The organism is Candidatus Thermoplasmatota archaeon (genome assembly GCA_034660695.1).
In the GTDB taxonomy this organism is placed as follows: domain Archaea; phylum Thermoplasmatota; class E2; order UBA202; family DSCA01; genus JAYEJS01.
The window spans coordinates 1-12008 of the sequence record JAYEJS010000034.1; the positions used below are offsets into that span (position 1 = coordinate 1).

14 protein-coding genes are annotated in these 12008 nt (G+C 40.8%); 11 read left to right on the forward strand and 3 right to left on the reverse strand.

Features of this window, described 5'->3' with window-relative positions:
* The first annotated feature begins 206 nt into the window (after nucleotides 1-206).
* The gene (locus U9O96_01720) at nucleotides 207-590 is read left to right on the forward strand and encodes a response regulator (protein MEA2053825.1); all 384 of its coding nucleotides are present in this window, start codon (nucleotides 207-209) and stop codon (nucleotides 588-590) included.
* Here the strand turns inward: U9O96_01720 and U9O96_01725 are convergent, their stop codons facing one another.
* Nucleotides 591-968, reverse strand: coding sequence for a DUF6015 family protein (locus tag U9O96_01725; GenBank protein MEA2053826.1), 378 nt, complete (start codon nucleotides 966-968; stop codon nucleotides 591-593).
* A gap of 169 nt (nucleotides 969-1137) precedes the next feature.
* Here U9O96_01725 and U9O96_01730 point away from each other — a divergent pair, with 169 nt between their 5' ends.
* The gene (locus tag U9O96_01730; protein MEA2053827.1) at nucleotides 1138-2163 is read left to right on the forward strand and encodes a class I SAM-dependent methyltransferase family protein; all 1026 of its coding nucleotides are present in this window, start codon (nucleotides 1138-1140) and stop codon (nucleotides 2161-2163) included.
* A gap of 241 nt (nucleotides 2164-2404) precedes the next feature.
* Complete coding sequence (locus U9O96_01735; protein MEA2053828.1) at nucleotides 2405-3280, forward strand: hypothetical protein; 876 nt, start codon at nucleotides 2405-2407, stop codon at nucleotides 3278-3280.
* A gap of 191 nt (nucleotides 3281-3471) precedes the next feature.
* On the opposite strand, the gene amrS is transcribed toward U9O96_01735, so the two are convergent.
* The gene (gene amrS, locus U9O96_01740) at nucleotides 3472-4473 is read right to left on the reverse strand and encodes an AmmeMemoRadiSam system radical SAM enzyme (GenBank protein ID MEA2053829.1); all 1002 of its coding nucleotides are present in this window, start codon (nucleotides 4471-4473) and stop codon (nucleotides 3472-3474) included.
* 70 nt (nucleotides 4474-4543) lie between these two features.
* Nucleotides 4544-5602: a formate--phosphoribosylaminoimidazolecarboxamide ligase gene (locus tag U9O96_01745; GenBank protein MEA2053830.1), complete on the reverse strand. Its 1059-nt coding sequence runs from the start codon at nucleotides 5600-5602 to the stop codon at nucleotides 4544-4546.
* A gap of 222 nt (nucleotides 5603-5824) precedes the next feature.
* On the opposite strand from U9O96_01745, the gene U9O96_01750 reads away from it, so the two are divergent.
* From U9O96_01750 to U9O96_01785, 8 genes are all read left to right on the forward strand, one after another.
* Nucleotides 5825-6064: a PRC-barrel domain-containing protein gene (locus tag U9O96_01750; protein MEA2053831.1), complete on the forward strand. Its 240-nt coding sequence runs from the start codon at nucleotides 5825-5827 to the stop codon at nucleotides 6062-6064.
* 6 nt (nucleotides 6065-6070) lie between these two features.
* Entirely contained in the window at nucleotides 6071-7402 is a 1332-nt protein-coding gene (locus U9O96_01755; GenBank protein ID MEA2053832.1) for a CoA-binding protein, read from the forward strand.
* Nucleotides 7383-9119 (forward strand): ribosome biogenesis/translation initiation ATPase RLI, encoded by a 1737-nt coding sequence (locus U9O96_01760; GenBank protein MEA2053833.1) that lies wholly within the window; start codon nucleotides 7383-7385, stop codon nucleotides 9117-9119. Before U9O96_01755 ends, U9O96_01760 begins: the two co-directional genes overlap by 20 nt.
* A 38-nt stretch (nucleotides 9120-9157) precedes the next feature.
* Nucleotides 9158-9619, forward strand: a complete 462-nt coding sequence (locus U9O96_01765) for a multiprotein bridging factor aMBF1 (GenBank protein MEA2053834.1) — start codon at nucleotides 9158-9160, stop codon at nucleotides 9617-9619.
* Complete coding sequence (locus U9O96_01770) at nucleotides 9612-10184, forward strand: L-threonylcarbamoyladenylate synthase (protein MEA2053835.1); 573 nt, start codon at nucleotides 9612-9614, stop codon at nucleotides 10182-10184. The genes U9O96_01765 and U9O96_01770 overlap by 8 nt, the downstream gene beginning before the upstream one ends.
* Nucleotides 10177-11055, forward strand: coding sequence for a type II methionyl aminopeptidase (gene map, locus U9O96_01775; protein ID MEA2053836.1), 879 nt, complete (start codon nucleotides 10177-10179; stop codon nucleotides 11053-11055). The genes U9O96_01770 and map overlap by 8 nt, the downstream gene beginning before the upstream one ends.
* A 77-nt stretch (nucleotides 11056-11132) precedes the next feature.
* The gene (locus tag U9O96_01780) at nucleotides 11133-11357 is read left to right on the forward strand and encodes a hypothetical protein (GenBank protein ID MEA2053837.1); all 225 of its coding nucleotides are present in this window, start codon (nucleotides 11133-11135) and stop codon (nucleotides 11355-11357) included.
* Nucleotides 11358-11400: 43 nt separating this feature from the next.
* Complete coding sequence (locus tag U9O96_01785) at nucleotides 11401-11655, forward strand: translation elongation factor-like protein (protein ID MEA2053838.1); 255 nt, start codon at nucleotides 11401-11403, stop codon at nucleotides 11653-11655.
* The last annotated feature ends 353 nt before the right edge of the window (nucleotides 11656-12008 follow it).

The following is a 12008-nucleotide window of genomic DNA, read 5'->3' on the forward strand; positions in this document are numbered from 1 at the left end:
GAAGGTAAATAAAAAAGTGGGAAGGCGTATTCAAAATTTTGTTGAATCCTGCAGATCATTTCTCAAATCATTTTTCCGGTCTGCTTATGGCTTTTTTCATTTTTTGACTACTTTTTCAAAGCATTCTTATCTACTGGCATAAACAATAGCTTTATATATGCGTTGTTATTTAGAAAAACTGCATTGGGCATAGTTTGAGTGATAATATGAGTATTATACTGGTTGTTGAAGATGAGGAGCCCATACAGGAGCTTATAAAGGAATATCTCTCTCCACTTAATGTTGAGATTTACCAGGCCTTGAGCGGGGAAGAGGGTGTAACACTATATAGGGAGCTACTGGACAAAAAAAGAAAACCAGAGTTGGTTGTAATGGATTTAAAATTGCCAGGCATAGATGGTGTAGAAACAACAAAGAGAATAATCAACATGGACCCGAAAGCGAGCGTATATGGCTTTACGGCTTACTTCGGGACAGAATGGTCAGAAGAGTTGAAAGATGCAGGTGCGAAAGGGGTGATAGCCAGACCGGTTGGATTTGAAGGATTCAGAGATATTGTGAAGAGAATACTGGAAGGTGAAGAGATTTAGTTATCTTAAAAACCACATTTCATCCGGTATCTCCTCATATACTTCTGTGGTATTTTTTTTCTCCTTACTTTTTTTATCTTTTCCTTCTTTTCCTTCCTTGTAACTTAAAATCGTTTCTTTATTTATGAACCAATAATGGGTTCTCCATGTTCTACCATCGTAAATGGTCGTCTCTTCTCTCTCCGTAATAAGCATGCCCTCTTCTTCGAGTATATAGAATAGCTGTCTATCCTCCGGCTCCAGCACGTTATCTATTATTCTATCCTCGTATCCAAACAAGTCCATAACAAAATTTGCATCTCCCATTGCAGATTCCACATTGATATTTATACGGTTTGATATTGCAATTGCTAGGTCTTCCAAAGTTACAATACTCATGTATAATTATTGGGTTACTCGGCTATATATACTTTACGATTTTCTCACAGATTTTGCAAGAATGAATAAAATGCAAAGAAAAGCAGAATGTTGACCCAGAGTAGTTAACAAATACTTTTTGACTGATGGCAATCCAAAACCTTTTTTATCCTTACAGGCTTTTCTTTCTGTGGAAAATGTTGCCGTAGCAGTTGAGAAAAAATATGCAGATAGGGCAATAAAATTTTTACTTGAGAATAATTTCCTGGACGATACAAGGAGAGTATGGAGGGAAGGAAATAAAGTGGAAATACCTGTAAAAAATGAAATAACTTTTTTTCCGTTTCCTTTCTCTTTAAAAGAGCAAGAGCGTGTGATTAATAGAGGGCACGACATTCCGTTTAAAAAAATAAAAAAAGAGGCAAAGAAGATTTTATCAACAGATGAGATTGCCATACTCCCGAAAAAATGGGAAAAAATAGGAGATATCCTTGTTCTAAAATTCTCAGGCAAAATTGATAGAAAGGAGGAGGTTTCAAAAATTTATGCCGAAGTTTTGAAATGCAGGGCCGTTTTGGAGGACATGGGCGGCATAACCGGCATAAAAAGAGAACCGATGGTAAAACATATCTATGGGGACGAAAACACAGAGACCATACATGTGGAGAATAAAATAAAATTTAAGTTAGACGTTTCAAAAATCATGTTTTCTTCTGGCAATGTGGATGAAAGGATAAGGATGGCATACATCGGCAATGAGGGAGAAACGGTTGTTGACATGTTCGCTGGCATCGGATATTTTTCAATTCCAATGGCCGTGTATTCAAAAGTGAAAGTTTATGCGTGTGAAATAAATCCAGCAGCATATCATTATCTCAAAAAAAATATAGAATTGAATGGTGTGGAACAAAACATGGCAGGGTTGCATGGTGACTGCAGGAAAGTTGCCCCGCGCGGGATTGCCAATCGAATTTTAATGGGCTATCTGCAATCAAAGGAATTTCTTCCGTATGCCATGAAAATATTGAAAACGGATGGGGGAATAATACACTACCATATGAATTGCCCCAAAAATTCTTTTCCTGAAGTGCCATTTAGTGATGTGAAAAGCGTTGCCCATAATTTTGGAAGGACGGCAGAGTTGCTGAAAGAAAAAGAGGTAAAGTCTTACGCGCCTGGCATCATTCATGGTGTCCTGGATATAAAAATTTTTTGAACACCTCGTCTTTAACTGTGCATTACCCGCATTACCAGGAGGTGAGGAGAACAGCCCCCAGACTGTGGTGAAAATCCTTTTTCATCCTTCTATTGTTCGGCAATAACTCTTTCTTTTCTCAACTTTTTGCTGAGTTCCTTTCCTTTCGACAGGAATCTTTACCCTCGAATTAGGAAAGTCTTTTTTAACATAGGCGAATAAATAAATTTTTAAGTGCCATATAGATTAACTTGTAAGTATTATGGCTATAAAGTGCCCGATATGCGGCGAGAAAAATCCAGATGATGCAGATAAGTGCAAGGCATGCGGTGCCCTATTGGAAGAACCATCTGAAAAAAAAGTCAAGCCTGAAAAGATTTTAATTGCCATATTCATTTTCGCCCTTCTGATTATCGTTGCCATTATCGCAGCGCCAATCATCTATAAAAGTGTGCCCGCAAATAACCACAAACCCGACTCTGATGGAGACGGTATGCCCGACTCCTGGGAAACAGAAAATAATCTAAATCCCAATGACCCAAATGATCGTAATGAAGATCCTGATGAAGATGGTCTAATCAACTTTGAAGAATATAAACGCGATACCGATCCCCACAATCCAGATACCGATGGCGACGGTGTTCCAGATGGACTAGACCTTATTCCGAGGTGTGATGCAGGCATACAGGTAATCATAGAAACTCTGCGGATAAAGGATCCAGTGGATCTTCTTGGTATGAAAGATCCAGGAGAAATCTTCTTTAAAATTTATATTGACGATGAATTTATAGGCGAGGTACCAGATGAACCAGAGGAACTGGAAATAGACAGAGTTTACGATGTAAACTGGAGCATCCAATACAATGTTTCTGATGATAAACCGTCGTATAAAATCAGGATTGAGATGTATGATAAGGACACAATAAGAGAAGAGTTGTTGGACATTAATGGGGTCGATCCTTCAAAGGATAAATCTGGTTATTATCTTGAAATAAATTACTATCTGGGCACAGACGATGTTGGCCGGGAGCAGCCAGGTTCATCAGACGGAAGTGATGACGGAAACACTGGTCTCCACGATGACAAGGATGGAATGATTGAGTATAAAATCACTACAGTTGATATGCTGGCAATTTAGTTTATCTTTCAATCCGTATGTCCTTTGTGCCAGCTGCCACAATTTTTCCGTCATACCCGAGTTCCACAGGAAATGAAAGGAATCAAATCAACCTCCTCATCAACATGATCGGGAATAGGCCTGATATATCCTTTACGGCCGGGTTTTTGCCCTGACTCCCCTTCTGCAAAAATTATTTATCTGGCAATGAACTATACTATTATGCCCATTTTTTTTCCGCATTTGGTACATTTGCCATCTTTCAGTCCGACTATTTTTGCTGAAAAACCATATCTTTCTATTATTTTATTTTCGCATGCAGGACAAAAAGTATTTTCGTACTGCCCATGAGGAACATTTCCAATGTAAATATAATCAAGGCCTTCACTTTTTGCAATATCATATGCCCTGAGCAATGTTTTCATTGGAGTCGGTGGAACATCCATCATTCTGTAATGGGGGTAAAAAGCAGAAAAATGCGTAGGTGTACCATTACCAATTTCATCGATAACCCATTTAGAGAATTTTTTAATTTCTTTTTCGGAATCGTTACGGCCTGGGATTACAAGATAAGTGATTTCCAGATGCACTTCCATCTCTTTATACATCTTGCATGCATCCAGAACTGGCTGAAGCCTTGCCTTACAAATTTTTTTGTAAAATTCTTCATTCATAGCCTTTATATCAACATTTGCCGCATCCAGATAAGGAGAAATTTCTTTTATTGCATCTTTACCTGCAAAGCCGTTGGTAACATATACGGTGTACAGCCCTTCTCTCTTGGCAATTTTTGCAGAATCATAAGTATACTCCCACCATATCGTCGGCTCATTATATGTCCATGCTATCCCCTCACACCCATATTCCTTCGCTTTTTTTACCGCCTCTTCTGGAGGGACGTCTGTCAGGATGTGATCCTCTGGTTTTGCCTGTGAGATTGTGTAATTCTGGCAATATAAGCATTTAAGGTTGCATCCCACGGTACCTAGAGAAAGGGCAGTCGTGCCTGGATGAAAATGGAAAAGGGGTTTTTTTTCTATTGGATCCGGATAAACGGACGAGCACAATGAATGTATGAGGGTATATAACTTTCCATCTCTGTTCTCTCTTACGCCGCATATTCCCCTCTTTCCTTTTGGAATGACACATCCATGGGGACAGAGGTAACATTTTATTTTACCATTTCCATGCCAGAAACTTGCTTCCTTTATCATTTCAACAAAATTGAGATGACGCTATAAATAACTTGTCCCCTTTGTGGAGCTCTACGGCATTTTTAGAAGGCTATGTTATGATTTCCTCGAGTTTTTCTTCCTCTATAGCCATTTTTATTTCCTGTGATATTCTCTGTCCTGTAGATAAGTCAGGCTGAATTAGGTCGGCATAAGGGGAACCAGAGATATAAAAATTTGTTCCTGCTACGATTCTTGCTGATATCTCAAAAACTTTGAAAGCAAGCTCCTCCGTCACAACAGTTTCAAGGCAGAACGGGCCGATTACCCCCCCAAAAAGTTCATAGGATTTTTTGACGACTTTTTCCCCCATGTCAAAAACTTTCTGGAGAAGAGACTCACGCATGACGATTGGAATATTTCCAGTTACGACAAATGCCGGCTTGATGCCCATGTCCTCCAGTTCTGAAATGGAACCCAGGCGGTGCGCCTCGTCAATATTTGTTTCATCTCTCCTGTCCACTGACAGAACCTGCAGTGTTCCTTTTCCCACCCTATACCCTTCCTTTAGAATGGGAGAGTAAAAATAATGGATATAGTAGCGTGTTCCCACCAAAAATTCCTGAACGATGTATGGTTTCTCTCTATCTACCTTTTTCTTAAAATCCTGATAGTTCTTTGCGATAAAAAAGCCTTTTCCACCTTTTGCCCCGTGATATTTTACGATGATGGGAACCGATATGTCCCTCGGATCTTCAACAATCTTCGGCATTTCAAGCCCCGCTCCCTCAAGCCATTCCCTCTCTTTATCCCTATCAGATTCCCATTCAAGGACATCCCTGTTTCCGAATATCGGCAGCTCAAGCTTTTCAAAATTTTTCGCACCCATATATTCAACGAAGGAGCCATGGGGAACTATCACTGCGTTCTTTTCCTGAAGTTTTGGGGCATAATCATTCATTTTTTTGTAGTCGTCGATTACGAGAAATTCATCTGGCCTGCCCAGAGGAAAGCAATCATAAAAACGGGGCGGAGATTTTATTGCTATCCCTACGCTGTTGAAGCCTTCTTTTCTGGCCCCATTAAAAATTTGCAGGGAAGAGTGAGAGCACACCGTTGCAATGGAAATGTTGTTTTTATCGTATCCCTCAAGTATTTTCTTTATCCCCATTAAGTAAAATATAGGCATCTCTTTTAAATGTTTCTGTTGGCTTTTCATTATTCTATGCATAGATTTGGTGCTTGCTGCTTTAATTCTGACAATAAAATATGTAGGAAGAGCTGGACTGAAGCAAAGATGGAGGCAGACCCAAATAATATATACACAATGGGAATTAATGATTGCAAAAAAGAAAAGTTAAAAAAGCAGATGCATATTCAAAAAGGTGGAAAAATGAAGGTAATGGAGAATGACTTGAGAGGTAAAAAAGTTATGAGCGATGAGGGCATGTATCTCGGGACGCTTCGCAACATAACTGTTGACGAGAGAACGGGGAAACTGGAGGATATCCTTGTAGAGCCCTCTGATAAGATAGACCCTCGCCTTTATCATCAGAATGAAAAGGGGTATCTGCTGTTTCCATTTGAATCAGTAAAATCTGTGAGAGACGTAATAGTGGTAGGAGAAGAATAATCTTACATGGATGAATTTTTTGATCCTGTGGGAGTAGCGATAGTTGGGGCTTCCTCCCGCCCGGGGAAAATAGGCTATGAAATATTGAAAAATGTTCTTTCGTCCCAGAAGAAAGTTTATCCTGTAAATCCCAGCGCAGAAAATATCCTGGGAGTGAAATGTTATCCATCGGTAAGCTCCATAAAGGAAAGAGTTAACCTTGCTGTTGTTGCCACACCTTCGGGCAAAATTCTTGATGTTGTCGAGGATTGCAGAAAAAAGGGAATAAGGGCCATGGTCATCATATCCGGCGGATTTAAAGAAGTGGGAAACAAAGAGATGGAAGAAAAAATGGTGAAAGCCGCAAAAAGACATGGGATGCGTATAATAGGCCCGAACTGCATCGGAATATATAACGCAAAAAACGGATTCAATACCTTCTTTCAGAAAGGCATGGGCTTGCCAGAATATGGGAATGTGGCAATATTGACGCAATCCGGAACGATAGGAATCGGGCTGCTGGAAAAATTTGCGGGCAACATGGGAATATCAAAATTTGTTTCATACGGCAACAGGGCTGATGTGGATGAAATTGATATGATGAAATATCTCGAAAAGGATGACGATACCGACGTAATAGCCATTTATATGGAAAGCATAAAGAACGGCAGGAAATTTTTTGAGGAACTGCCCGACAAGCCTGTCATCATATTAAAATCTGGCAGAACTCCTCTCGGGGAAAATGCTGCCGCCCTGCATACGGGGGCTATGGCAACAAACTATAACATATTCAAAGGAGCTGCCAGGCAGTACGGAGCTGTAACTGCGGACAGTTTCGAGGAATTTTATGACATAATAAGGATAATTGCGACACAACCCCTGCCCCACGGCGGGAAAGTGGGCATAATAACAAATGGTGCAGGCCCATGTGTTATCGCAGCCGACCACATATATAATTCAAAAAATCTCAGCCTGCCGGAATTGGGCAGAAACATGATTTCGGAGAAATTGCCATCGTTCGCAATCTTATCGAATCCTCTGGATCTTACAGGGAGTGCAAGGGCAGAACATTTCCTTGAAGGTATAAGAGCAATGGAAAACGATATCAACATAGATATCATCATGCCGTTTTTTGTTTTTCAGGATGCGCCTCTTACAGACTCATTGAATAAATTGTATGAGGGCGTAAAAAAACTCGAGCATAAGAAACCGATAGTGGCAGTATCAATAGGCGGGGGACAGGAAGTGGAAATGATGAAGCACGGCATCCCTTTATTGGAGGAGCCGGTCAGGGCGATAAAATCACTGGATAAAATAGTTGGATACGCAAGGTGGAAAAATGAGAATCGCAGTTCTTGAGAGGGATAGATGCTACCCAAAAAAGTGTTCCCAGGAATGCATGAGATACTGTCCGCGGGTGAGGAGCGGGGATGAGACAATAGTTATGGACGAGAAAACGGGTAAGCCAATCATATCCGAAGAACTTTGTGTTGGGTGCGGCATATGCGTCCGCAAATGCCCTTTCAATGCTATACATATTGAGAACTTGGCGGATGAATTGGAAGTGGATTTGATACATCAGTTTGGTGAGAATGAATTTCGTCTTTTCCGTCTTCCTGTACCAAAAAAAGGAAAGGTCGTGGGTATACTCGGACAAAATGGAATAGGCAAAACCACTGCAATAAAAATTCTTTCCGGGGAGCTTAAACCCAATCTGGGGAAATGGCAGTCTCAGTTTTCAGTAGATGAGCTTGAATACTGGAGGGGCACGGAGATGTATAATTATATGAAGGATGTATTTTCTGGCAGCATTGAAGTGGCTTTTAAATCTCAGTATGTGGATCAACTTGCTTTGGCTGATAGCAAGGTAATGGACATTGTTGATAGTGCCGGGATAATAAAAAAATTTGAACTGGAAGGAATAACCGACAGAAGAATGAATGAGTTATCAGGGGGGGGCTTGCAAAAAGTGGCAATTGCATCAACAACGGCGAAAGATGCAGACATTTACTTTTTTGATGAACCGTCGTCATATCTGGATATAAATTGCCGCATTAAAATGGCAAAGGCCATTCGCAGCCTTGCAGAAGATAAGATGGTTATTGTTGTTGAACACGACCTTGCTGTCCTGGATTTCCTTGCTGATATTATCTACCTGATATATGGAAAGAAAGGCGTGTACGGCATCGTAACCCAGCCGAAATCCGTGAGGCATGGGATAAACCTTTACCTGTCTGGCTATCTCAAGGAGGAAAACATAAGATTCGGGGAGGAGATAAAATTTGAGATCCATCCTCCGAGGGAGAAAAAGTCGTTGAATACCCTGCTGACGTTCAATAAATTAAAGAAAACTTTTGATAATTTCAAACTTGAAACCGAAGAGGGAGAGATACATGAAAGTGAAGTTGTCGGGGTTGTCGGACCGAACGCTATTGGAAAAACAACATTTGTGAAAATGCTCGCCGGCGTCATCGAACCTACGGAAGGAGAGATAGATTCTGAGGTAAAGGTAAGTTACAAACCCCAATATGTCAGGCCAGTCGAAGGCACGGTAAGGGAGATATTCATGAAAAGCAAATCACTGAACCCGTTTTATGAAAAGGAGATCATAATGCCCCTGGGAGTGGAAAATTATTATTATAAAAAGCTCAAGGATCTGTCAGGGGGAGAACTGCAGACGGTGGCAATATCGCTTTGCCTTTCAAGAGAGGCCGATATATATTTGATTGACGAGCCGTCTGCTTACCTGGACTCGACACAGCGAATGAACGTGGCAAAAGTGATAAACAGAGTTATGGATAAAGAGGGTGTTGCAGCCCTGGTGGTTGACCACGATGTTTATTTCATAGACATGGTCAGCCAGTCATTGATGGTCTTTACTGGAGAGGCAGAGACAAAAGGCAGAGGAATGGGGCCATTTGACCTGCGAACGGGCATGAACATATTTTTGAAAGAACTCGAAATAACATTCAGAAGAGATGAGGAAAGCAATCGTCCAAGAGTAAATAAATTGGATTCACGTCTCGACCGTGAACAGAAAGCAACCGGTGAATATTACTATGAGCCTGTGGGGTAGCCCGATAAATTCTTATTCATAAAGTATATTGCTTGTATATGAGATGCGAACTTTGCGGTAAGGAAGAGGATAGGCTGAGGAGAGTCATCATAGAAGGAACAGAAATGCTGGTGTGCAGTTCGTGCGTGGCATATGGAAAAGCCGTGCCCGTGAGCAAAGGAAAGGTATCACCGGTCGTATCTCCATCCAGAAAGGAGTATTATGGAAAAGATATATTCAAAAAAATGGATAAAGAAATTGTGCCGGATTGGGGGGCGAGAATCAGAAAGGCGAGAGAGGAGCACGGATTGAGCAGGCAGGAACTCGGGGCACTGGTGGGCGAAAGGACGACAGCGATATCAAAAATAGAAAACCAGGAACTCCGTCCTCCCGATGAAAAAGCAAAAAAACTTGAGAAGGTACTCGGTATAGTTCTCTTTCAGGATGTAAAGCAGGCAGTTTTGAAGAAAAGGAATGTAAAGAGATTCACCATCGGGGATTTGCTGAAGAAAAATGAATGATATTATAAATAAGGCTATAAAAGTGCTCAGTGAAGGTGGACTTGTCGTCTATCCAACTGACACGCTATACGCCCTCGGGGCAAGTATTTTTAAACCAGACGCAGTAAGAAAAGTCTATAAAATTAAGAAAAGGCCCCTAGAATTTTATTTGCCTGTAGCTGTCAGCAATGTGGAGGGTATAAATGATATTGCCGTTATGAACAGTACAGCAAAAAAAATTGCAGAAAAATTTATGCCTGGGGCAATAACAATTGTGCTTGAAAAGAAAAAGGTAGTAAACGAAATTGTGGCGGGTGATAAAATAGCGGTGAGAATACCTGACAATCCCATTGCTTTAGAAATTACTTCACTTGCAGGGCCGATAACCGCAACGAGTGCAAACATTCACAATGGCACGGCTCCTTCAGATATAGGAACTGCAAAAAAGCAGCTCGGTGATAATGTGGAACTATATATCGATGGGGGGAAATTGAATGGCGTTCCGTCCACTATTGTCGATGTATCAGGCGGCGACATTAAAATTATTAGGGAAGGTGCAATAAAAACGGAGAGATTTTATGAATGAAATACATGAGCAATACAGGGAGGCAGGAAAAATACTTGGGCAGGCACTTTCCGCCGGAGCGAAGATGGTAAAGGAAGAGGTAAGATACCTAGATGTGGCTGAGAAAATAGAAAAGATGATAAGAATAAAAGCAGGCATTTCATTTCCCGTGAACATATCAGTAAACGAGGTGGCTGCCCACTACACACCTTCTTTTAGTGATGGCCTTCGCTTCGGGAAAGGAGATGTTGTGAAAATTGATGCGGGCTCCCATGTTAACGGATATATAGGCGATGCAGCATTGACGGTAGAGGTGGGAAGCAGTGAAAACGAACATATTATAAAAACATCCGAGGAAGCGTTGCAGGAAGCTATAGGGCTTGTAAGGGAAGGGGTGAGCGTTTCGGAAATAGGAAATGCCATCGAGAAAAAAATAAGGTCATACGGACTTAATCCTGTAAAAAACCTGCAGGGTCATTCACTAGAAAGGTATAACCTTCATGCAGGACTGTCTATTCCAAATGTCTCAAACACTAATAGGAGAAAGTTAAAGGCAGGGGAGGTGATAGCAATAGAGCCATTTGTAACCGATGGGAATGGATATGTTGTAGACCGTGAAAACGGGAATATATACCAAATAGCACGCAAGGGAAAAGGAAAAATTATTGGGGAGATGAGAAAAAGATTCGACGGGCTGCCGTTTGCCAGCAGGTGGATGGGGGAAATAGTTGGGAAAGACAGAATTAACATGACGCTTGCATTTTTACTGAGGAGGAAATTCATATATCCATACAAAAAACTCGTTGAAGTAAAAGGCGGGGTTGTTGCCCAGACAGAGCATACATTACTTGTTAAAAAAGACGGGTGCGAGATATTGACCCTGGCGGAATAATGTGATTTTAAAAGGATAGGTATATAAATACAGTCGGGCGATAACAATATGCAATGCCGAGATGTGATAAGGTTATTATGGAACTAGTAATACTTCTTTTGGCATTTATTGCATTCTATGTATTCTCCCCGGATATTGTGTCCCTGATGAAATCTGCCGAATGTGCTATAGACATCAAACCTGCCAAAGCACTGTTCATGTTTCTTGCCTATGTATTCGGGCTTTTTGCGAATATAACGGCAAGCATAATAATGTACTTGATAGGAGGAGGAATAATAATATTGAATGGAAGGAGGGGATAAGGGCAGGGCGTTTACTATAAATACGGCATTTTGATTTAAATTTATGGAAGAAGAAGTGGGTATAGTAGAACATTACTTCACAAAGATAAGTGTGGCTGCAATAAAATTGACGAGAGGGAAATTGAAAATAGGGGACAAAATACATGTACTTGGGGCAACAACCGACTTTGAACAAATCGTAGATTCAATGGAAATAGACAGAAAAAAAATTGAGGAAGCATCTGCTGGCCTATCGGTGGGAATAAAGATAAAAGAAAGAGTCAGAGAAGGCGATAAAGTTTATAGAGTCACTGAATAAAAGAAAAGAGAAGGTTATAGCACGGGATTTTACCGCATACTCGATTTCCCAGATGCCAGAAAATTTGGAAAAGGTTAAAAAGAATTGTCTATTATTCTGTCAGGGATGAGATGCAGAGTACTGATATTCGGCTTGGGGAAGTAGTGGGCATACCTTTTATTGAAAGTAATGTAGCATCAGGAATGAGGAGTATGCTACATAATAGTCATCCCTCGCATTATATTACTAACCGAAACTCCGCATTTTTAACCCATAGGTAATGCCTCCGGAAACAACTCAATCATCCTATGGGCTCTTTTTGGAATCTTAGCAAGATATTTTCTGCCGTTTTTCTCAGAGATTAGCATGACCTT